Genomic DNA, 20,687 nt, shown 5'->3' with positions numbered 1-20,687 from the left:
CAAAAAACGCCCTTGCCGGACGCCAACGATAAGCGGCATCAGGAAAGGGCGTGTTACACGAATTAATTTTGCATCGAAAAATCGACTTCCGCCTGTTCGCCTTCTTTGAACACGCGGAGAATATCGTATCTGGTGTTGCGTTGGGCCGGGATTTTGCCGCATTCGCGAATCAGCTGCAAAATCATGTTTGTGTTCATTTTATAGGAGCAGCTCGCTGCAGATACGACGTTTTCTTCCATCATCGTTTGGCCGAAATCGTTCGCGCCGTAGGACAAGGAAAGCTTGCCGATCTCCGGTCCCATCGTCACCCAGGACGCTTGCAGGTTCGGGATGTTGTCGAGCATCAGGCGGGAGATCGCGAGCGTTTTCAAATATTCTTCCGGCGTGTTGTTGACCGCCTTCATGTTGGTATTGTCCGGCTGGAACGTCCAGGTGATGAACGCCGGGAAGCCGCCTGTCTCATCCTGTGCCTCACGAATCCGCAGCAAGGACAGCACGCGCTCCTCCATCTCCTCGCCGAAGCCGATGACCATCGTTGCACTGCCTGGCAAGCCTGCACGATGCGCCGCTTTTTGAATGTCGACCCATTCTTTCCAGGAGCCTTTCAGACGGGAAATTTTGCGCCGCGTCCGGTCGTCGAGAATTTCGCCGCCGGCGCCCGGCAACGAATCGAGTCCCGCTTCTTTCAGCTGTTTGAGCACCTCTTCAATCGGCAAGCCGGAAACTTGCGACATTTTCGCAACTTCCGCCGTTGAGAAGGAATGCATCGTGATTTGCGGATAATGTTTTTTGATTTTGCGCAGGAGGTTCAAATAATACTCGAATGGCAAATCCGGGTTGGTTCCGCCTTGCATCAAAATCTCCGTGCCGCCGACATCGATCGTTTCCTGAATCTTTTGCAGGATCACCTCGTCTGGCAGCACATAGCCTTCCTTGGAGCCGGGCGCCCGATAAAAGGCACAGAAGCGGCAGTATGTGTCGCAAACATTCGTATAGTTGATGTTGCGGCTGATCACGAATGTGGCGATTGGGTCCGGATGCAGGCGCTCCATCACCTGATTGGCGGCATGACCGATTTTTTCGATCTGGTCGCTTTCAAACAGCGCCAAGCCGTCCTCCAGCCCCAAACGTTCCCCCGCGATAGCGCGAGCTAATATGTTGTCAATCACGGAAGTTCCTCCTCTCACTTAATTCCCTCTCTCATCCTAACATAACCGTCCAAATGATAGCTATGGAAATCCAGCTTTTCGCTTGTGTGAGGTGGGTTGGCTGCGGTGGAGGTGAGGGGATTTTGGCAAGAAAGTTCCACAAAAGCGTTACAATGCCTGCTGGGGGTCGGGGGGAACGCGGCTGGCATTGTAAAAGCTTTTGTTCCACTTTCTTGCCAAAATCCCTTCGCTGCCGGTTAGCAAAAGCAAAAAAATTTTGGGGAGATAAATAAAAAAATCCTGCCCGCAGACAGGATTTTTTCCTACTTTAATTATGACTCAAAACCAATCGATTCAAAAATTTCCGGCTCCCAGTTGATGACGCATTGCGCCAGTGGCATGTTGATTTCGCGGGCGCCGTTTGGCTTGCCGTTGAAATAGATGATTTCCGTGACCGTGACGCGTTCGCCGCGGATCAAAATTTCTCCTTTTAGTGTAACTTTTTCCCCATCTGGTGCGTAAAATATGAGTTGTCCCGATCCGATATCCTTCATTGCGCCCTCCCAAAAAGTTGCATCTATTCTAAATAGTAGATGAGACTGCTGGTGAGCGTCAATGCAAACGTTCTAATGATTGGACAAAACCTGTATAATAGCCGTAAGAAGGAAAAGAAAAAGGAGAAATCCATGTTCGACTCAATCGTCCAAGTATTTATGCAATACGGCCTAGCCGGTTTGTTCGCTTTGTCATTTCTCGATGCGATTGTCCTGCCCGTTCCACCTTTTTTCCTGCAAATCGCGATGAGCCTCATCGAGCCGGAAGCTTCGCTGCGCATCGCAACCGTTGCGTTTACCGGTTCCGTGCTTGGCGCGCCAATCGGGTACATGCTTGGAAAATGGCTGGGGAAACCGCTGATGCATAAATTGGTTCCGGCCAAATGGGCCAACAAAGCGATGGAGCTGTTTGAAAAAAATGGCGACGCGGCTGTGATCATCGGCTCGTTCACACCGATTCCTTTCAAGGTTTTCACGATTTTGAGCGGCGTCTTCAATTTTTCGCTGACGCGCTTGATGTTCTACTCCATTCTGGGGCGGGGCTCCAAGTTTTTCTTGATCGGCACATTGTTTCACTTTTACGGAAAACAGGCCAAGGTGCTCCTGGACAATTATTTGGAGGTATCCCTGCTCGGCGTTGCGGTGATTTTGGCCGCAGGCTGGTACATCCTTCGCAAACGAAAGCAAAAATTTTTATCAAAATAAACCACTCGGCCCAAAAGCGACGTCTTTTGGGCTGTTCTTTTGCCCTCGGTCATTCACCTATTTGTAACACCCCAATATATTGATAAGGTATTGCGGATACGGGGGGTGAGATCATGGCCGTAATCAAGGTGAACTCGTCAGATGTTGATCTCTTGGCAAGGCTGCTGCGGGCTGAAGCGGAGGGCGAAGGGGAGCTGGGCCAGCTGATGGTGGGCAATGTCGGTGTCAACCGGATTCTTGCCAACTGCCTGGACTTCAAAAATATCCGTACGATGAGACAGATGGTCTTCCAATCACCCGGTGGGTACGAATCTGTGCAAAAGCCGTATTTTTATCAGCGGGCACGCGAAAGGGAAAAACGTCTGGCGCGGCGTACCATCAACGGCGAGCGGACTCATCCGGCGACCAATGCCCTATGGTTTTACCGACCGACAGGGGCCTGCCCTGCAACCTGGTGGGATCAGCGCAATTCAGGACGCTACAAGGCTCACTGCTTCTTTGTTCCGACTCGGGCAGACTGCCCGCGGGTGTTCTGAACAAAAAGAGCGATAAACCCGCAACTCGGTAGGGCCAAAAGCCGCATAAGAAAAACTTCTTTCAGAAGTCCTTTCCAGAAGCAGGTTCTTCGGTCAAAGGAAGTTTTTCTTCCGCTCCAGAATTTATAAGCGCGAGCACTTATAAATTCTTGTACGAAAAAGAAAACCATTTCTTCAAGGGAGAGAGTTTCATGTCGAAGAGTAAATCAAGCGGAAGCACACAATTCGTCAGTTATCCATATCAGACTTATGACCCGAATCAATTGTATGCCCAGACTACCCCACCATTCCAGCAATTCCCAACTACGCCACAAAACCCAAGCGGTTCATTCATCCCCGGAGCGCCGGGCACCCAGCCAGCGCCTTTCATCGAGGAATCGTACGTCGAAAACATTTTGCGCATGAATTTGGGCAAAGTCGCCACGCTGTACATGACCTATGAAAACAACAGCCAGTGGAATGCCAAAATTTTTAAAGGCGTTCTGGAAGCGGCTGGCCGCGATCATATCATCATCAGCGACCCTGCCACCGGAAGACGCTATTTGCTCTTGACGGTCAACCTGGACTACATTACGTTCGACGAACCGCTCAACTACACTCGTCCGGCACTGCCACCAGGCGTGCGGTAACGATCGGGCAAATCTGCCGTTTCACAGCGAGAAGCGATGGAGCGGCTTTTCCACGAAGAAAAAGCCTTGCTCGTGCGCTTGTTTTCGCGCCAGCAAGGCTTTTTGCTTACTTATGATCGTTTACTTCGGCAGCAAGCCAATCATCCGATCCGGATGGTTGGTGCAAAGATGAATCTCGGGATGGTACGCCAGCACGGTCTCGATACTTTGCTCGTCGTCCACCGTCCACGCCAGCACCTGATAGCCTTGTTCGTGCATCTCGCGTACAAACGGCGCCGTCACATACGGATATGCGATCGAAATCACGGTCGCCCCCGTCTCCCGCAGCTGTTCGGCAAGCAGCGTCGGCTTGCCATAGATGATCAGCCCGGTGGTGAACGTCGGATCAAGCTCATGCACCCGTTTGATCGCCTCGTGATCAAACGACGTGATGATCACCTCTGCCTGCATTTCGTGGCGCGTGACCAGCTCGACCGCTTTTTGCGCCAGGTCGGGATAAAGGTCGCCCGCGGTTTTCAGTTCGATGTTCAACATGCATCTGCCGCGTACGGCCATCAGCACTTCTTCAAGCGTCGGCACGCGTTCTCCGGTAAATGCAGGGCCGAACCAGCTGCCCGCATCGAGCGACTGGATTTGCGCAAGCGTGTGCGCCTTGACCGGGCCCGATCCGTTTGTCGTCCGATCGACGGTGAAATCATGCATCAGCACAATCGCGCCATCTTTGGTGACCTGCACATCGATTTCAATCGCCTGAACACCCGGTTCGCCCAATGCCAGCTGAATTGCTGCCATCGTGTTTTCCGGCGCCTTTCCTGACCAGCCGCGATGGGCCATACATACATGCATACGTCGCCTCTCCTCTCGCTCCATCCGGAGTCGTGCCTATTTTTTCAGCAGCTTTTCGCCTTTTTCCGTAATGGCTTTCATCGCTTCATCCGGTGTGGACTGGCCAAGCATCGCGCGCTGCACTTCTTTTTGGATCACGTCCTGCAGCTCTTTGTAGCCAGGCACCATCGGACGGGCGTAGCCGTATTGAAGTTGGTCAACCGCTACTTTGAAGTTCGGATTTTTCTCATAGAAAGCTTTCATTTCCGCCGAATCCACCGCTTCTTTTGTAACTGGCATATAACCGGAAGCGATCGACCAGTCAACCGTTTGCGGCGTATCGGTCATCCATTTGAGGAATTCCCACGAAGCCTTTTTCTCCTCATCCGTCGATTTGGCCAAAATCACCAGGTTTGCGCCGCCAGTCGGCACACCGAAGTTTTTGTTCGCTGGCAAGAACGCTGTGCCCATTTTAAATTTCGCATTTTTGCCCAGCTCGCCAAGCGATCCCGTTGTGGAATAGATCAGGCCGACTTTTTGGTTGAGGAAATCTTGCTCCGCCACATCCCAGGAATCGTAGCCTTCCCCCGGCGGGTTTTTCATGCTGCCATTCTTCACCATTTCCGACCAGAGCGCGATCGGCGCTTTGCCCGCTTCATTGTCGAGGGTCACTTGCTTGCCGTCCTCGCTCAAGATCGTCCCGCCGCTTTCAAAGACGCTTGCTTCATAAAACCAGATGTCGACTGGTGTGGAGAAGCCGTAACGGACGTTTTTGCCGCCCTCTTTTTTTGCCAGCGCACTGGCGAAAGATTTCAGCTCATCCCAGTTTTTCGGGCCTTCCGGATTGAGACCTGCGGCTTTCAGCATGTCCTGGTTCACGTACATGATCGGTGTGGAACGGTTGAACGGTACGGCGTACAATTTGTCTTTCCAGTAGGAATTTTTCATCAGTCCGTCGATATATTTGCTCTCTTCACCCTGGGAATAAGGTCCGAGGTCAGTCAACACTTTGGCATCGGCAAAAGCGCCGATCGAGGCGATCTCTACCATCGTAATATCAGGTTGGTTGCCTGCCGCCACCGCCGCGAGCACCTTGGAATGGTTTTCGGCATAGGAGCCTTGATACGCCGCCTTTACCACGATGCCAGGATGGCTTTCATTGAATTTTTTCACCATCTCCTCGATTTTTTTCCCTTTTGCCCCGCCGACCGCATACCAGAAGTCCAGCTTGACCGGCTCTGTGCTTGCAGGCTGCGCACTTGTTTGCGCCGAGCTGGTGCCCGATGATTGCGGCTGGGCCTGCTGCTCGGCTCCTTTCGTCGCACACCCCGTCATCAATGTCGTCAATCCTACTGCCAGCACACATGCGAGCGTCCCTGCTTTTTTTGCCATTTTCATGCTTGATTCCTCCACTCTTTTATTTGGATTGGTAGACAAACGCCTGAATGATTTGGCGCTGTGCCAGAAAAAACACAATGAGAATCGGCAAAACCAAAATCAAGTTGCCCGCCATCATCACATTCCACAAGGTGCCGCCGTCCGACATATGCAGATTGGAAATTCCGATCGGCAGCGTTCGCACCTCGTCGCTGTTGGTCATGATCAGCGGCCAGAAATAATCATTCCAGTGGTAGATGAAGCTGAAGAGCCCAAACGTCACCAAGACCGGTTTGGCCATCGGCACCATGATCGTCCACATGATTTTCCACTCGGAGGCATCGTCCAGCCGAGCGGCTTCAATCACCTCGTCAGGCACCTGCATGAATGCCTGGCGGAGCAGAAAGATTCCGAATGCGCTGGCAGCGGATGGCAAAATCAGCGCCCACAGCGTATTCACCAGCCCCCAATTGCTAAGCTCGATGTAAATCGGCAAAAAGACGACTTGGCCCGGAACCATCAGCACGATCAGCGTCAAGGCAAACAACAGATTGCGTCCGGGAAACCGATAACGTGCAAAGGCGTAAGCGGCTGGCACGCCGATCAAAAATTGCAGCACCAAAATGCCGAATGCGACGATCATGCTGTTGATGATGTAGGTAAGAAACGGACCGGAATGCCAGGCATCCGCGAAATTCACCCATTGCCAAGAGGCAGGGAGCAGACTGGGCGGAAATTGATGCACCTCCGGCATTGTTTTGAATGCGGTCGAGGCCATCCATAAAAACGGGAAGACGAACACCAGACCGACGAACAACAGCCCGATCCACTCCACGGTTTTAAACGCCCGCAGTGCGATGCGACTCACACGCATTTCCTCCTTTTTTGATCGTTTTCCTTAGCGATAATGCACGCGTTTTGCCATGAACAAGAAATGAGCAGCCGTCAGCACGCCGACGATGACCAGCAAGACGACCGAAGCGGCGGATGCCAAGCCTCCGTTGTAAAAATCCATCCCCTGCTGATAAATGTAGTAGACCAGCATGTTGGTGCTGTTGACCGGCCCGCCTCCTGTCATGATGGCGACGGTGTCAAACGCCTGGAACGACGAGATCGTGTTGATGATCAAGAGGAAAAAGAGCGTCGGCGACAGCATCGGGATGACGATGTGCCACATCTTTTTCCACGGCGAGAAGCGATCGAGCGCTGCCGCCTCGTAAATGTCTTTCGGGATGCTCTGCAGTCCGGCGATGAAAACGAGCGTGTTGTAACCCAAGCCTTTCCATATATTGACGAGCATCAAGGACGCAAGCGAGCTTTTGGGATCGGTGAGCCATGTATAGCCCGGCAAGCCGAGCCACTCCAGCAGCGCGTTGAGAAACCCGAACTGCGGGTCCATCAGCCATACCCAAAGCATGGAGACGGAGACGAGCGAAATGATATGGGGACTGAACACCATCGCCTGCATAATGCCGTAAATTTTCGCCTTGCGATTGAGCCACAGCGCCAGCAAAAAGGACAGCCCAAGTCCGAGGACAACCGTAACGATTGTGTACAGCGTGGTATTCCACAGCACTTCCTGGAAATCGCGTTCGGCGAACAAATCCGCATAGTTTTGCAGCCCAACCCAGTCCATCTCTTCCAGATTCAACAGCGTCCAGTCGTGAAAGCTGAGATAGACGATGGAGAGGATCGGGTAAAACAAGAACACGGCGAAACAGATGAGTGCAGGCGCTATGTACACATAGGGCCGAACTTTCGCCCAGACCATCTACACCAGCACCCCCGTTTGCAAACTGTCCAAAATGCCGGAGTGATCGCCAATGATCCGGGCGGTCGTCCGTTTTTCAAAGAAATGCAAATCAGCTTTCGAAATCGTCAGGGAGACTGCCTTGCCGATCTCATGCAGCTGATCGGACGTTGTTTTGACTGTGACCCGTCCTTGTGGGGTAGCGATATGATAGAGCGTTTCCGAGCCGAGAATCTCGCGGGACGCAATCTCGCCTCGCATCTGGTAGTCTTGCGGCAGACCGGCCAACGCCGCCCTCGCTTGGGCACCCCCGCTTTTAATCACCGCTTTTTCCGGCCGGAATCCCATCACGAACGGCTTCTCATCGTCTGCAAAAAGAATGTTCATCGGCGGCGAGCCGATAAATTGGGCGACGAACAGATTCGCCGGGTCGCGGTACATGGCAAGCGGCGATGCGACCTGCTGGATTTGCCCGTTGTTCATCACCACGATCTGGTCGCCCATCGTCATCGCTTCCACCTGGTCATGTGTCACATAAATGAAGGTCGTGCCCAACTGCTTGTGCAAGTCCGTCAGCTCGGTGCGCATCTGGTTGCGCAGCTTCGCATCCAGGTTGGAAAGCGGCTCATCCATCAGGAACACCTGCGGCTTCTTCACCATCGCCCGCGCCAATGCTACGCGCTGTCGCTGCCCGCCGGACAACTGGCTCGGCTTTCGATCCAAATAGGGCGTCAGCTGGACAATCTCGGCAATCTCGTGCACCAGCTTTTTCGTTTCCGTGCGGGAAACCCCGCGGTTCCGCAGACCAAACGCAATGTTGTTGTAGACGCTCATCGTCGGGTACAGCGCGTAGTTTTGGAACACCATGGCGATGTCCCGTTTGCCGGGCGGAAGCTCGTTGACACGCGTATTGCCAATCCAGATCTCTCCTTTGGTGGCACTCTCCAATCCGGCAATCATGCGCAGTGTCGTCGATTTGCCGCAGCCGGATGGCCCGAGCAAAACCGTGAATGAACCGTCCGGAATCGCAAGCTGCAGCTCTTTCACAACCGCCTGCTTGTCATACGTTTTTTCCACCTGCTTCAACAGCACTTGTGCCATGCGCTACCCTTCCTTTCTCCTCCGCTTGGGCTTTGGTCAAACGCTCGAGCAATTCGTCGAGGCTGGCAAAACGATAATCAGGGGATGACTCTGCGAGTTCACCCGGGCCATACCATTCCAAAATCGCGCATGCCGCACGCGCTGCGCGCGCCGCCTCCAAATCGTAAATGCTGTCTCCCACCATCAGCGTTCGTGCCGGCGATACGCCGAAATGCGCCATCGCCTTTTCCAGCGGCTCCGGGCTTGGCTTGCCGTTTTCCACATCATCCAGCGTCACGACGATTTCAAACAGTCCGCCAATTCCGGCCGCTTCCAAATTCACGAGCGTGATTTCGCGCTGCTTGTTGGTGACAAGACCGACACGATAGCCCAGCTCCACAAGTCGGGACAAGCTTTCCTTCACGCCTGCAAACAGCGGAACCGGCTTTTCCTCCAGCTCTTTTGCCTGGGCCAGGTACGCTTGATACACGTCATCGCGTTCATACCTGCCTTCAAGCATCGAATCCCACTCGGCCAAAAAATCGGTAAACGACTCGCCGAATCGCGCGAGCACCGCCTCTTTGGAATACACACCCGGGACGAATTGCTCCGCCGTTGCATGCACGGCCGTGATGACGATGTCCCTGCTGTCGAGCAAGGTGCCATCCAGATCAAAAAGCAGGCAATCATAGTTGTTCATGTTCGACGTTCTCCTTCCACAGCTCACGGCTTCCCATCGATACGGCCGATGCGCCCGCCGCCAATGCGGCCAGCATCTGCTCCCGATTTTTGAGCAATCCGCCTGCAATGATCGGCACCTTCACTTCCTGGCGACAGCGCTCGATGGAATCGGTCAAAAGCGCAGGCATCAGCTCGATGGCGTCAGGCTGCGTCTCCTGTACCGAGTTCATCCCGGACCGGATCGCATCGCTATCCACAAGAAACACCCGCTGAATGGTCAACAGACCTTCCCGCTTTGCCAGCTTGATCAGGCTGTTGCGGGTCGTGACGATTCCGTCCGGCTTGACGATCTGCGCCAAAAAAGCGATGCCCTCGCGATCCTGCGCCAAGCCCCCGATCCGCTCGATATGTAAAAAGACAGGAAGCCGATGATGTTTGAACAAGTCGACGTAGCGCTGGATCATGCCGATATTCCCAATCGAAAGTACAGCTGCGCTCACATCTGCCTGCAAGGCTTTTTCCAAATTTTTCGCTTCCTTTACCGAAGCGATTTTTCGCTTACTCGTCAGCTTTTCATAAAACTCCGCCTGACTGATCATTCGCAATGCCCCTCTCGATCCAAAAAGGAGAAACCTCGCATAGGCATCCCGTCCCCTTTTGACAGATGTCATGGGGGACAGCTCCTATTGCAAGGTTTCTCCTCGGCTCCAACCTTACGTTATCTACTTGTTGATTTGATTGTATCGAACGATTGTTAATCGAGTGTGAAAGCGATGTAAATCGTTCGTCGCATTCCTGTAAAGGCAAGCTCTGCCATTTCGCTGGCCACCGCTTCCCTTGCGAAGAAAAAAAGCCGCCCCTCATGCGGAAGCAGCCCATGTAAGCGGATTAACTTTTAAGGAAACCTAAAAAATTTTTTTATTATGCCGATATATCAGATAGACGTTCGTTTTTTCACCTAGCTGATTCAGCTAGGCTTTTTTTTTGCGCGGGTTGACGCAGTTGCTTGCTTGCAAAACTACTTGATACGAATATCTTTTCGTGTAATAGGAAAATCCACCCAGACAAAATTCATGTCATGTGCAGTCGTATCCTCTACCGTAAACCGATACACCTTGTACGCAAAAATACCGACAAACAGCAAAAATCCAAATGTCGCATACAGAAACAGCAGCATTGTCTCACGCCTCCCCGCCTCGTTTCTCTATACATACGAGGGGAAGCGTCATTCTATGCCCATGCTTGCTTCCGCATGATTCGATTTTGTCACAATCTTATGTCAAAACGCCCGTAATGAAGATGGTTGTCTCCGTGCTCAGATCGATATCGACCACTTCATGCTCCTCATCCATCCGCTTGCTTGCCGGTTTGTCCCGCTTTATCACACGTACGACCGGGCGAGTCGGGAGCCCGCGGTTTTGATCGATCACCACGCCGACCTCGCCCGTGCTCAATTTGATCGACGAGCCTGTCGAATACGTCGCCACCGAGCGCAAAAACCGGATCACCATCTCATGGTCGAAGCGGAAGTTGGCCAGCGCCATAATTTTTTCGCACGCTTCATACGGGTGAAGCGTTTCTTCCTCAGCGGAAAAAGGGGAGATCAGATTGTCATAGTAGTTCGCAATCGCTACGATTTTGGCAAAATCATGAATCTCGGCACCGACCAGCCCGCGCGGTTCGCCTTTTCCATTCACCCATTCATGGTGTTGGAGCGCGACGTGTGCCGACACGATGCTCATTTCGTACTTGCGGCGCAGCAGATTAAACCCTACCCACGCGTGATGCTGCTCGCCCAGCTCGCCATTGGCCGCGTCTTCATCATCTTTGCTTACTTTGCCGATGTCGTGCAGAAGTGCGCCTATCGCCAGTTCCTTCAGCTGATTCATGTTGTAGCCCAGGCTGATCCCCATCACTGTTGCCATCATGCATACGTTGAGCGAGTGAATGAACAAATGGTTATCATTCGTTCGGATATCGGCAAGGTTGACGAGAACTTTCCTGTTTTTCAGCAATTCATCAATGATGTTCGTCGATGTTTTCTGTATGCCGCGCAAGTCGATCGACTTTCCCGTCTGCACGCACTGCATGGCGGTGGACAAATTGGAGATGGCTTCCTTTCGCGTGGATTCCGTCAGCACGTCCTCCATCTTGACATCGTCTGTTAACGGATCTTTTATGTACAACATGGTAACGCCGAATCGGCGCAGCTTGTTGATCATGCCGACCGTCAGCTGCATGTCGGCCTGCAGCAGTGTCAATCCATCACTGGTATAAATGCTGCGGTATAATACGTCTCCAGGTTCCACCTGCTCAATGCTGACATAACGCATGTTCCAACCCCCATAAACCAACTTCCCTCATCTTACCATGAAATCGCTATCCCGTATGTGGCAATAAAATTTCAATGCAACCGGCTGTTTTCCCCCCAGATCTGCCAGCAAAAAAGAAACCCCCAAGCTTTTTTCGCTTAGGGGTTGTGGCGATGCATTACAGACGGAAATTCCCGATCGTCTGCTGCAACTGCTCGGACATTTTTGCCAAATTGTCGGTCGAAGCCGCGACCTCTTGCATGGAAGCGCTCTGCTGCTGCGTTGCCGCAACGACTTCCTCTGCGCTTTGCTGGGCGGTCGAGGTCACTTCCGCGATATGCTGAATCGAATCGACCATCGAGTCGGTCTCGCCCTCTACCTGAGCGACGACGGCGGACACGTCCTTCACCTGCTCCAGCACCTGATCGACGGCGGACAAAATCTCCTGGAACGCCTCACCGGCCTCTTGCGCAAGATGTTTGCCTTCGCTGACCGCAATGGTGCCCTCCTGCATGGAAGCGACCGCTTTTTCGGTTTCCGCCTGAATCTCGCTGATCAGCTGGCTGATCTTCCCTGCCGCAGAACCCGACTGCTCGGCCAGCTTCCGGACCTCGTCGGCCACAACCGCGAACCCTCGGCCCTGCTCGCCAGCGCGCGCCGCCTCGATCGCTGCATTGAGCGCGAGCAGGTTCGTCTGGCTCGCAATATCGGTGATCATCGAAACGATGCTGCCGATTTCTTGCGATTTCGTCCCCAGCAGGGAGACGATTTCAGCCGAGCCCGACACTTTCCGGTCAATCTGGTTGATCTGTTCCACGACGCGGACGACCATGCGATTCCCCGCCGTCGCTTTGTCGGCAGCGGTTTGGGAAGACTGGGTCGCCTGCTCCATGCTTTGGGCAATATCGTCCATGCCTTCTTTAATCTGTTCGGCCGCTTTTGTCGATTGCTCGACGGCAACGATTTGCTTTTCCGATCCTGCAGCGACTTCCTGGATGGAGCTGGCGATCTGCATGGACGAATGAACCGTCTGCTCCGCGATCGCGGCCAGCTCTTCCGATGTGGCAGCCACTTGATGCGAGTTCATCGAGACTTGTCCGATGACCGTCCGCAAATTGGCCGTCATTTGGTTAAAGTTGCGGATCAGCTCGCCGACCTCATCCTTCAGCTTGGTAGACAGCGGCTCCACTTGCAAATCGCCGTCTGTCACCTGTTTTACCTGACGTGCGATCATCGCCAGCGGCACGCAAATCATCCTGGAAATGACGGAAGCGATCGCAAGCCCGATGAGAATCGCCACAACGCAAACGATCATAATGAGTATCAGTCCATTGTGCGAAGCGATTTCCGCTTCCTTCGCGTCGTTGTTGACGTCCTTTTTGTTGCGTTCCACCAGATCGCTGATCAGGCCGCTCGCAATCAAATAATCGGTGTGCGCATCCCGGAAATAGACGAATTGTTCGTACTGCTTTCCGTCTCGCTTCGCCTGAACGATGACAGGGATTTTTTTCTGGAGCGATGCCCACGTGTTTTCGAAATCGTCAAAACTCTTTTTCTCTTGCGCTGACGAAATCATCGGCGCATAGCTTTGCTCCGCTTTCGCGAAGTCTTCGATGGACTTGTTCAGGTTTTCCTCCAGCCGCTCTACCTCGCTGGGGATCGGTTCGCTCATCACTTGCAAAAGTTGTCTCTCGATGTCAGATAATTGCGTGTTTAATAAACCTAGCAAGGTGACCTTTGGAACCCAGACTTTGCTCGCCTCATCGATTTTTTTGCCCAATCCGTTCATTTGAATGATGCCTGCTACGCCAACGATGACAAGCAGCAGCAAGACGAGAATAAACCCGCCAAACATCTTGGCCCGAACGGAAAACCCCATAATGTTCTCCTCCTCCATGCTTTCCTCGTTCGATTAAATTCGACAATTGGCGAATTATTCCTGCCGCTTTAGCAAGAAGCCTCTCTTTTTGCGCATTTTTTTAGTTCGTTCAATAATTCCGATTGCGAGTACCGCTCCGCCTCAAACCGTATGCCGTAGCGATATTCGCCTAAATAAAGCTGCTTCCAGATCATCATGCCACGGATGGTAAACGGTTTCTCATTGAGCAAAAAAGAGAGGGACACATGCTTGGGCTCCTGTGCATACCGGATGTTCAAACCTGGCGCCGATACTTTGGCTCCCCCCAAGCTGATATCGAGAAGCTTGACCTGATCTTTTTGCCCAACGGGACGCTCTCCCTGCTCAATCGTCAGCATTGCATCGTGCGGTGTGGGAAACCGATAGCGAAACCCTTCTTTGCGTTGGTACAGCATCTTCATTAGCTCCCTTACCTTTTCATTTTTTTCCATTATAGTCACATCCTTTATGGCGTGATAGTGTCCGGCGTCACGGTTCCCGTTCGATTTCCGGGGCTTGTCTGGGACTTTGGAGGGGATTGACCAACTTCCTCCGAACTGCTGGCAGGCCGCTTTGCTGCCACACGGTGACCGAAAAAAAACGAAAAGGTTCAGGGAAGCTACACGCCGATCCGCCGGTCTGCTTGCGGGAGCCTGCCGATCGCCTTGGCTTTGATCCGCACGGCTTTGCTTGGCACATAGGCCAGCGGAATGTTTTGCACAGACAGCACCTGGACGCTTTCCGGTTCCGCTCCCGCCTCGATTGCCGCTGACACCGCTTCGTCCTGCGCGCTTGCCAATGCCTCCTCCTCGCTCATCTCCTCAAGCCAATACATCCGGTCCACCGTTCCGCCGACCGGCGCGATACATGCACCTGCCGCCCGGACCGTCCGATACATGCCCGGGACGAATACTTCTGCCCACGGGTAGGTGAAGCTCGACACAAGCTGCTGGCTTCGTTCCCCGACGAAAATGAGCGGCAAGCGGTCGTAATGCGGCTGAAACCGCTGGATCGCGTGAAAAACAAGCTCGACCAGCCTGCTGCCGACCGCTTCGCCGCGCCTCCACGGGATCGTGACCACGTCGGGAATTGGCAGATTCAAGCGGACGCCTGCGATCCGCTGGCCTTGCCTGTGCTCTTTGGGAAACCCGTTCTCTAACATTCCGATCCTTACCTCATGGCTCGCCACATCGATGACGATCGCATCCTTGCGCCCGCAGGCGTGCAGCCCGCCCAGCAAGCTTCCAGAAAAGTCGGAATAATAGAGGCGCAGCGGTTGGCGCAATGTAGCATCGAACGGAAGCAATGTTCCGTCATTTTGGACAAAAAACAGCGGCGCCTGCAAGCCGAAGCAGCGAATCCGCTCCCGCATCTTTTCAAAATCCGTGCGCATGTGCAAAGACAGCGCCGCATTTAAAATCGCCGCGTTCTCCCGCTCCATAAAGCCAATCCCGCCCAGTTCATACGACAAGGTGACATTGGCATGCTCTCCCGCCAGCCGGTGCAGCCACGAGCCGATGCGAATCTCCTGCTCTTTGTTGACCGGAGAGAACATGCCGGTGACAGCAAAGGAGCGATATTGCTCCAGCTGAATGCCATCCAGCAACCGCTCGGTATCCGCGATGGACGGCCCGCCGCCAAACGACGGCGTTCCGTCGATCTCATGCCCGCCTTTCAATCGCCCGCACCAGAGTCCGAGTTCCTGGCGCAGCGTCGCGTCAGCGCCCCACAGCGGCGGCAGGCTGTCGGATGCCTGTCCCAGCCGAATGACCGCCACACGTGACAGCTGCTCGCTGTCATGCAGACGAGACATCGCGTCATTTGTCGCGATCATCACATGGCTGACCTCCTGCTGCATGATCTTCTCGTTTGCAAACAGTCGCATAAGCAGCGTGACGATCGTATCCGCAACGCCAATGTTGCCTGAACCATCCGCATGGGCGACGATCTGATTTTCCGCATCGATCAGGACGCAGGAAGCCCAGTTTTTATCGATGCTGATGCCTAATCGGTAAATCATTTCATCACCTCGCCCTCCTGCCACCGTTGATTGACCGGCACGTATTCGCTGGCGATGCCGAAGCTTGCGGGCCCCACCACTTCCAGCATTTTCGGATGTCTCATCAAATAGGGGCACGGAATCGCGATGACCCAAACCTTGTGATGGTTTTCCAAATCCTCAATCATGATCGGCTCCGCTGTGTCGGCATCAAGGATGCAGATAAGGTCCGGGACTGTAACCAATGTCTGCCCGCCGCGTTTCACCTGCGTGAATTCCGTCAAAAACGAAACCTCCACCTGCTCGGCAATGTGGCTTCCCGTCCCTTGCACGATCAACTGGCCGCTCAGCAACCCGTCGCGTATTTCCCGCTGCAGGTCCACGACTTTTCCCTCGATGATTTTTACCGGTTTGCCGTAAAGCGAGGATTGAAAAGTCCGCTCCATGCCCGCAAAAAAACGGTGGATGTCTCCGCCAGAGGCAACCGCCGCTTCGCCCAGCCCCAGGCATACGGAGTACGATTGAAGAAACGCGCTCTCCTTCAACCGTTTCGCTTGCATGGAGTAACCGGAACAAACCGCCCAGCCGCCCATCATGAGCACGTTGGCGCGCAGCGCCTCTTCGATTTGCCAGCTGGTCGCATGCTCCAGCAAGTTGCACTGCCCCCGGTCGCTGCAAAATACAAATGGGCTTGCCGGAATCTCGAACGCGTGGAAGCTTGTCATTTGCAGCTGGGGAAAGGCACGCCCCATGCCATCGCAGTCGATGACGGGCAGCCTGGTCATGGCCGCGGTAAAGATCGGGGTCAACGCATTCAAGCCGCCGATTTCAAGCGTAGTCAAACCGGCTGCCTGAATCCCGCGAACACGCTCCAGCTCGCGGAGCGCCTCGACCACCTCGAAGCCGGTCATGAATTTTTCATTAAACATCAGCGGGGAGCCGATGAAGGAAACCGGTACAATCCAATCCGGATCATTCAGCTCAAATGCCGGCACCAGCGGAACCGGACCATATTCGGCAACAGCTCTGGCGGTCAAAACTTGCAAAATCGGCGATATGCCTCCGCCCCCGGAGCCCAAATACTCCGCTCCTTGGGCGATTGCCAGCACGTCCCGCTCATGAATCCACATTCTCACGCGACGCACCTCCTTCTTTCTTTTCTTTTTCAATAATTGTGCCAATCATTCGCAAGCAAGGATCGCAAAAAAAAGAGAGGTTTTGGCCTCTGCGAGTAAACTTGCTTCAAGACATACGAGATGATGAGGTAATGATTTCGCAGTTTTTCGCGTATTCAATCAAATTTTCGCGAACTTTCTCATTTCGAGAATTTTTGCTGCCGCTGCAGCTTATGTAATCGGCGGTATAAGGTCGCCACACTGATCCCGAGCGATTCCGCCGCCCTTTTCTTTCCTTCCGTCGTTTGGCCGAAGCGTTGCAAGGCGTGCAGGATCAACAGCTCTTCCGTTTTTTCCAATGGCATTTGCGCATCGATCCCCGGCGGCATACGCCCTTCTGTCTGCTGCGGCAATACGGGCTGTTCTGCCGCTTCCTGCAGCTGTTCGCGGACCGATGCCGGCAAACTGTTGACGGTGACCAAATCGCCCGTTTCCAAACTCACGATATATTCGACGACGTTTTCCAGCTCCCGGATGTTGCCAGGCCAATGATAGCGCTGCAGACATTGGAACGCTTCCGTGGATAGCCGCTTCGGCGGCTTCTGAAACCGCTCGCCGAATTTCTTCATGTAATGCAAGATCAGCTCATACAAATCTTCCTTCCGCTCGCGCAGCGGAGGCACGTACAGCGGAATAACGTTCAGCCGGAAAAACAAATCCTCGCGAAACTGTCCGGCCATCATCATTTCCGTAATGTCTTTATGCGTGGCGGCGATGACGCGGACGTTTACCGGAATGCTCACAGCGCCGCCGATCCGCTCGACGCGCCGCTCCTGCAGGACGCGCAGCAGCTTGACCTGCAAAAACGGCGGCATATCGCCGATCTCGTCCAAAAAAAGCGTGCCTTCATGCGCCAGCTCGAACTTGCCTTGCTTGCCGCCTTTTTTCGCGCCGGTGAACGCCCCTTCCTCATAGCCAAACAATTCGCTTTCCAAGAGCGATTCCGGGATCGCTGCGCAGTTGATGGCGATGAAGGGACCGCCAGCCCGCCCGCTCGAGGAGTGGATTGCCTGGGCCAGCACCTCCTTGCCGGTCCCGCTTTCGCCGCGAATCAGCACGGTCGAGTCGTTTCCGGCCACTTTGCGCCCCTGCTCCTTCAGGGCGAGGAGCGCAGGGCTTGACCCGCGAATGTCATCAAAGCTGTAGCGGGTGGCATTTCGCCGTTTTTGTTCGCGCTCCTGTTCAGCGGGAGGCTTGGCGAATTGCAGGATCGCCCCCTCGGCTACGCGCTCTACATACAAAGGGTGCACCTTGCACAAGTAGGGCAGCCTTTTGCCTGACTGGTCGACGATCGTCACCGTCAAATCCCGAACCGGCTTGCCTTTTCGCACGGTTTCCAGCAAAAGGGCTGAATCGACCAGCTGGCCTAACGATTGCTGAAACAGCGTAATTTGCGGGCAGTTCCAGACGTATTCCGCCGCGCTGTTCACATGAAGCACTTTTCCCTCAGCCGATACGACCAGCATGGGAAACGGGATCATTCCCAGCAATCCCTCGACTTCCGACAAAAACCATTTTTTCTCTTTGCTCCACGGCTCGTTCATCAACATTCCCCCCTTCCTGCCAGGCATGCGAGGCGCAGCTGCCTCATCCACCTTTCGCTCTCAGCCGCACGCAGCACGGCCGCTTGCAGCGAAATCGGCTGAAAATGCAGTATATCCTGCGGTCTCGCCTGTGCGACGAGCGGCAAATCAGCGGTAATAACCGTCCCGATGCGCGTATAACCGCCAGTCGGCTGCCGATCGCAAAGCAAAATGATCGGCTGGCCGTCTGCCGGAATCTGCACGGCACCAACGGGAACAGCTCCGCTGATTACATCTGCACCGCTTTTATGGCGGAGCGGCTCGCCTTGGCAGCGCACGCCCATCCGATCAGCCTGTGTCGTCACAGCATAGCCCTCTGCCCAAAATCGCTTGATGCACGCTTCCGTAAATGCATCGCGATGCGGCCCCATGATGACATGCACCTGTTTTTTCACAGGGTAATCCGGTATTCTCGACGGATGCAGCCGGCGGTTGGCCATCTGCTTCAACGTTTTGGCGTACGTCGCGCTGCCGTTCCTGCACGGGCCGATTGCGAGACGATCGCCGGCGTCAAGCGCCCTTCCCTGAAAGCCGCCGATCTTGCCTCTAAGATAAGTGGAGCGGCTCCCCATGATAGGCGGGACATCGACTCCGCCGTGCACGGCCAGATAGGCGCGGCACCCGCGTACGACCGGACCCACGCGAAGCGTCGAGCCCGCTTGTGCAAGAATGCTTTTGTACATCTCGATCGGTTTGCCGTCGAGCGTCGCGCCCACGGTCCCGCCCGTCAAGCAAATCAAGCTGTCTGCCGCAAACCGCAGGATCGGACCTGTCAGCGTCAGCTCCAGCCCGGCAGCCGATTCCGGATTCCCGACCAGAAGATTGGCGACGCGCAGCGCAATCGAGTCGGCGGCACCGCTAACCGGTACGCCGTACTGCTGATAGCCGTACCGCCCCAAATCCTGAACGGTAGTCAGCGTCCCAGCCTTCACGACTTCAATCTGGCCTTCACGTTCGTCCACACGCACTCACCACGACTCCCAACCGCTCCAGCTCGGTGCGGATACTGCGCGCAAACAGGACGGCCTGCCGCTCATCGCCATGAATGCAGACCGTCTCAGCCTCCATGTCGATCTCCTCGCCGGTCACCGTCACCACTCGCTTGCGGGCGAGCATGTTCGCTACGCGCGCTGCCGCAGTCGCCGCATCCTTGATCATCGCTTGCGGATGCGTGCGCGCCACGAGCGTGCCGTCCGCCTGATAGGCGCGATCAGCGAAAAATTCCCGCGCAACCCGCAGATTCGCTGCTTGTGCCGCCTGCAGCAGCTCTCCTCGCGGCAATGTGTAGATGACCAGCTCGCGATCGATCGCAAGCACCGCTTCCACCAGCGCACAGGCCAGCTCGCGGTCCCGATTCACCATATGGTACAAAGCTCCGTGCGGCTTGACATGCGACATTCGGACGTTTTCCGCCAAGCAAAACCCGTTCAACGCCCCGATTTGATAAACGGTGTCCGCATACAGCTGGTCTGCAGACAGCTCCATCTCCCGCCTGCCGAAGCCCGCTAAATCCGGCAAACCAGGATGGGCTCCGATGGCTACGCCGTGCAGCTTGGCCAATTGTACCGTGCGGCGCATCACCTGCGGGTCGCCAGCGTGAAACCCGCAGGCAATATTGGCCGAGCTGATGTAGGGCATGATCCCGTCGTCGTTCCCGACATGATACCGGCCATACCCCTCTCCCATGTCACAGTTCAAGTCGATGGACATGTGATTTCCTCCTTTACCTGATAGGTTCCTCGCTCAATCTGGCGGCAAATATCGCAATATTCCACCATCTCCACCGGCACGAACTGCACCAGATCAGAGGCAGCGAGCAAAAAGGGCTGTTCCTTTTCCGGTTGAAAAAGCGTAACAGGCATATGCGCGATAATGCGCCAGCCGCCAGGCGTGTCAAGGGAATAGATGCCGGTTTGCGAGCCCGCGATTCCGACCGAACCGCTTCGCACCATGGCTCTCGGTGTTGCCAGCCGTGGCGTTGCCAGCGAATCCGGCAATCCGCCCAAATACGGGAAGCCGGGCGCAAAGCCGAGCATGTAAACCCGGTAGACCGCACCCGCATGCAGCCTGATCACTTCATCGACAGTCAATCCGGCGAGCCGGGCCACATCTGCCAAATCGGGACCGCCACTGCCCCCATAGAGTGCGGGGAGCCAGACTTTGCGCACTTTTGCCGGCTCATGCCGCAAGTCCCGGTACGATGCTTCAATTGCGGCAACAAGCCGCTCGTAAGCGAGCAGCGCTGGATCATAATAGATCGTCAGCGCAGCATATGACGGCACCATTTCGATAACGCCTCTGATCCGGCGCCGCTCCAGGCTTTTGCGCAATCGGTTCACCTGCTGATTGATGCGCTCGCATACGACTTGCTCGAACACGACATCCACCGCTTGGTCGCCGACAGGTCTGCACACGTATTCCACCCAACCACCTCCG

22 protein-coding genes are annotated in these 20,687 nt (G+C 54.6%); 3 read left to right on the top strand and 19 right to left on the bottom strand.

Annotated features, from left to right (window positions below; genetic code table 11):
- Positions 1–62 precede the first annotated feature (62 nt).
- Both mqnC and ACTID9_RS08190 read right to left on the bottom strand, forming a co-directional pair.
- Positions 63–1,169, bottom strand: a complete 1,107-nt coding sequence (gene mqnC, locus ACTID9_RS08195) for a cyclic dehypoxanthinyl futalosine synthase (protein WP_441070715.1) — start codon at positions 1,167–1,169, stop codon at positions 63–65.
- 311 nt (positions 1,170–1,480) lie between these two features.
- Positions 1,481–1,702 carry a hypothetical protein gene (locus ACTID9_RS08190; RefSeq protein ID WP_441070714.1) on the bottom strand — a complete coding sequence of 74 codons (222 nt, stop codon included), beginning with the start codon at positions 1,700–1,702 and terminating at the stop codon, positions 1,481–1,483.
- 132 nt (positions 1,703–1,834) lie between these two features.
- On the opposite strand from ACTID9_RS08190, the gene ACTID9_RS08185 reads away from it, so the two are divergent.
- The 3 genes from ACTID9_RS08185 to gerQ all read left to right on the top strand — a co-directional run bounded on the left by ACTID9_RS08185 (position 1,835) and on the right by gerQ (position 3,572).
- Positions 1,835–2,407: a YqaA family protein gene (locus ACTID9_RS08185; RefSeq protein WP_441070713.1), complete on the top strand. Its 573-nt coding sequence runs from the start codon at positions 1,835–1,837 to the stop codon at positions 2,405–2,407.
- Positions 2,408–2,520: 113 nt separating this feature from the next.
- Entirely contained in the window at positions 2,521–2,943 is a 423-nt protein-coding gene (locus ACTID9_RS08180; protein WP_441070712.1) for a cell wall hydrolase, read from the top strand.
- A 191-nt stretch (positions 2,944–3,134) separates the two neighbouring features.
- Positions 3,135–3,572 (top strand): spore coat protein GerQ, encoded by a 438-nt coding sequence (gerQ, locus tag ACTID9_RS08175; RefSeq protein WP_441070711.1) that lies wholly within the window; start codon positions 3,135–3,137, stop codon positions 3,570–3,572.
- Between the two features lie 120 nt (positions 3,573–3,692).
- On the opposite strand, the gene ACTID9_RS08170 is transcribed toward gerQ, so the two are convergent.
- The 17 genes from ACTID9_RS08170 to pxpB all read right to left on the bottom strand — a co-directional run bounded on the left by ACTID9_RS08170 (position 3,693) and on the right by pxpB (position 20,674).
- Complete coding sequence (locus ACTID9_RS08170) at positions 3,693–4,418, bottom strand: glycerophosphodiester phosphodiesterase (protein ID WP_441070710.1); 726 nt, start codon at positions 4,416–4,418, stop codon at positions 3,693–3,695.
- A 36-nt stretch (positions 4,419–4,454) separates the two neighbouring features.
- Positions 4,455–5,795: an ABC transporter substrate-binding protein gene (locus ACTID9_RS08165; protein WP_441070709.1), complete on the bottom strand. Its 1,341-nt coding sequence runs from the start codon at positions 5,793–5,795 to the stop codon at positions 4,455–4,457.
- 19 nt (positions 5,796–5,814) lie between these two features.
- Positions 5,815–6,633, bottom strand: coding sequence for a carbohydrate ABC transporter permease (locus ACTID9_RS08160; RefSeq protein ID WP_441072499.1), 819 nt, complete (start codon positions 6,631–6,633; stop codon positions 5,815–5,817).
- A 39-nt stretch (positions 6,634–6,672) separates the two neighbouring features.
- A complete protein-coding gene (locus ACTID9_RS08155; protein WP_441070708.1) occupies positions 6,673–7,545 on the bottom strand; it encodes a carbohydrate ABC transporter permease in 873 nt (290 codons plus the stop codon).
- Positions 7,546–8,625 carry an ABC transporter ATP-binding protein gene (locus ACTID9_RS08150; RefSeq protein WP_441070707.1) on the bottom strand — a complete coding sequence of 360 codons (1,080 nt, stop codon included), beginning with the start codon at positions 8,623–8,625 and terminating at the stop codon, positions 7,546–7,548.
- Entirely contained in the window at positions 8,585–9,304 is a 720-nt protein-coding gene (locus tag ACTID9_RS08145) for an HAD family hydrolase (RefSeq protein ID WP_441070706.1), read from the bottom strand. Before ACTID9_RS08145 ends, ACTID9_RS08150 begins: the two co-directional genes overlap by 41 nt.
- The gene (locus tag ACTID9_RS08140) at positions 9,291–9,884 is read right to left on the bottom strand and encodes a glycerol-3-phosphate responsive antiterminator (RefSeq protein ID WP_441070705.1); all 594 of its coding nucleotides are present in this window, start codon (positions 9,882–9,884) and stop codon (positions 9,291–9,293) included. Before ACTID9_RS08140 ends, ACTID9_RS08145 begins: the two co-directional genes overlap by 14 nt.
- A 419-nt stretch (positions 9,885–10,303) precedes the next feature.
- Entirely contained in the window at positions 10,304–10,462 is a 159-nt protein-coding gene (locus ACTID9_RS08135; protein WP_441070704.1) for a hypothetical protein, read from the bottom strand.
- Positions 10,463–10,559: 97 nt separating this feature from the next.
- Positions 10,560–11,618 carry an HD-GYP domain-containing protein gene (locus tag ACTID9_RS08130; RefSeq protein ID WP_441070703.1) on the bottom strand — a complete coding sequence of 353 codons (1,059 nt, stop codon included), beginning with the start codon at positions 11,616–11,618 and terminating at the stop codon, positions 10,560–10,562.
- A 157-nt stretch (positions 11,619–11,775) separates the two neighbouring features.
- Positions 11,776–13,476 carry a HAMP domain-containing methyl-accepting chemotaxis protein gene (locus ACTID9_RS08125; protein ID WP_441070702.1) on the bottom strand — a complete coding sequence of 567 codons (1,701 nt, stop codon included), beginning with the start codon at positions 13,474–13,476 and terminating at the stop codon, positions 11,776–11,778.
- 68 nt (positions 13,477–13,544) lie between these two features.
- The gene (locus tag ACTID9_RS08120; protein WP_441070701.1) at positions 13,545–13,946 is read right to left on the bottom strand and encodes a PilZ domain-containing protein; all 402 of its coding nucleotides are present in this window, start codon (positions 13,944–13,946) and stop codon (positions 13,545–13,547) included.
- Positions 13,947–14,113: 167 nt separating this feature from the next.
- Positions 14,114–15,514 (bottom strand): hydantoinase/oxoprolinase family protein, encoded by a 1,401-nt coding sequence (locus ACTID9_RS08115; RefSeq protein WP_441070700.1) that lies wholly within the window; start codon positions 15,512–15,514, stop codon positions 14,114–14,116.
- Positions 15,511–16,623: a DUF917 domain-containing protein gene (locus ACTID9_RS08110; protein ID WP_441072497.1), complete on the bottom strand. Its 1,113-nt coding sequence runs from the start codon at positions 16,621–16,623 to the stop codon at positions 15,511–15,513. Before ACTID9_RS08110 ends, ACTID9_RS08115 begins: the two co-directional genes overlap by 4 nt.
- Before the next feature lie 185 nt (positions 16,624–16,808).
- Positions 16,809–18,212: a sigma-54 interaction domain-containing protein gene (locus ACTID9_RS08105; protein ID WP_441070699.1), complete on the bottom strand. Its 1,404-nt coding sequence runs from the start codon at positions 18,210–18,212 to the stop codon at positions 16,809–16,811.
- Entirely contained in the window at positions 18,212–19,219 is a 1,008-nt protein-coding gene (locus ACTID9_RS08100) for a biotin-dependent carboxyltransferase family protein (protein ID WP_441070698.1), read from the bottom strand. The genes ACTID9_RS08105 and ACTID9_RS08100 overlap by 1 nt, the downstream gene beginning before the upstream one ends.
- Complete coding sequence (locus tag ACTID9_RS08095) at positions 19,200–19,961, bottom strand: LamB/YcsF family protein (RefSeq protein ID WP_441070697.1); 762 nt, start codon at positions 19,959–19,961, stop codon at positions 19,200–19,202. The genes ACTID9_RS08100 and ACTID9_RS08095 overlap by 20 nt, the downstream gene beginning before the upstream one ends.
- A complete protein-coding gene (pxpB, locus tag ACTID9_RS08090; protein ID WP_441070696.1) occupies positions 19,946–20,674 on the bottom strand; it encodes a 5-oxoprolinase subunit PxpB in 729 nt (242 codons plus the stop codon). The genes ACTID9_RS08095 and pxpB overlap by 16 nt, the downstream gene beginning before the upstream one ends.
- Positions 20,675–20,687 lie beyond the last annotated feature (13 nt).

The sequence above is a fragment of the Brevibacillus fluminis genome, from assembly GCF_052072235.1.
GTDB lineage: Bacteria > Bacillota > Bacilli > Brevibacillales > Brevibacillaceae > Brevibacillus_D > Brevibacillus_D fluminis_A.
The sequence above is the reverse complement of the archived record's forward strand: the minus strand, read 5'-3'. Positions and strand labels throughout refer to the sequence as shown.

Excerpts from the sequence above, each read along its gene's own strand:
- ACTID9_RS08190 (WP_441070714.1), bottom strand. The coding sequence starts at position 1,702 with ATGAAGGATATCGGATCGGGACAACTCATATTTTACGCACCAGATGGG.
- ACTID9_RS08185 (WP_441070713.1), top strand. The coding sequence starts at position 1,835 with ATGTTCGACTCAATCGTCCAAGTATTTATGCAATACGGCCTAGCCGGT.
- ACTID9_RS08180 (WP_441070712.1), top strand. The coding sequence starts at position 2,521 with ATGGCCGTAATCAAGGTGAACTCGTCAGATGTTGATCTCTTGGCAAGG.
- gerQ (WP_441070711.1), top strand. The coding sequence starts at position 3,135 with ATGTCGAAGAGTAAATCAAGCGGAAGCACACAATTCGTCAGTTATCCA.
- ACTID9_RS08170 (WP_441070710.1), bottom strand. The coding sequence starts at position 4,418 with ATGCATGTATGTATGGCCCATCGCGGCTGGTCAGGAAAGGCGCCGGAA.
- ACTID9_RS08165 (WP_441070709.1), bottom strand. The coding sequence starts at position 5,795 with ATGAAAATGGCAAAAAAAGCAGGGACGCTCGCATGTGTGCTGGCAGTA.
- ACTID9_RS08155 (WP_441070708.1), bottom strand. The coding sequence starts at position 7,545 with ATGGTCTGGGCGAAAGTTCGGCCCTATGTGTACATAGCGCCTGCACTC.
- ACTID9_RS08150 (WP_441070707.1), bottom strand. The coding sequence starts at position 8,625 with ATGGCACAAGTGCTGTTGAAGCAGGTGGAAAAAACGTATGACAAGCAG.
- ACTID9_RS08145 (WP_441070706.1), bottom strand. The coding sequence starts at position 9,304 with ATGAACAACTATGATTGCCTGCTTTTTGATCTGGATGGCACCTTGCTC.
- ACTID9_RS08140 (WP_441070705.1), bottom strand. The coding sequence starts at position 9,884 with ATGATCAGTCAGGCGGAGTTTTATGAAAAGCTGACGAGTAAGCGAAAA.
- ACTID9_RS08135 (WP_441070704.1), bottom strand. The coding sequence starts at position 10,462 with ATGCTGCTGTTTCTGTATGCGACATTTGGATTTTTGCTGTTTGTCGGT.
- ACTID9_RS08130 (WP_441070703.1), bottom strand. The coding sequence starts at position 11,618 with ATGCGTTATGTCAGCATTGAGCAGGTGGAACCTGGAGACGTATTATAC.
- ACTID9_RS08125 (WP_441070702.1), bottom strand. The coding sequence starts at position 13,476 with ATGGGGTTTTCCGTTCGGGCCAAGATGTTTGGCGGGTTTATTCTCGTC.
- ACTID9_RS08120 (WP_441070701.1), bottom strand. The coding sequence starts at position 13,946 with ATGGAAAAAAATGAAAAGGTAAGGGAGCTAATGAAGATGCTGTACCAA.
- ACTID9_RS08115 (WP_441070700.1), bottom strand. The coding sequence starts at position 15,514 with ATGATTTACCGATTAGGCATCAGCATCGATAAAAACTGGGCTTCCTGC.
- ACTID9_RS08110 (WP_441072497.1), bottom strand. The coding sequence starts at position 16,623 with ATGTGGATTCATGAGCGGGACGTGCTGGCAATCGCCCAAGGAGCGGAG.
- ACTID9_RS08105 (WP_441070699.1), bottom strand. The coding sequence starts at position 18,212 with ATGAACGAGCCGTGGAGCAAAGAGAAAAAATGGTTTTTGTCGGAAGTC.
- ACTID9_RS08095 (WP_441070697.1), bottom strand. The coding sequence starts at position 19,961 with ATGTCCATCGACTTGAACTGTGACATGGGAGAGGGGTATGGCCGGTAT.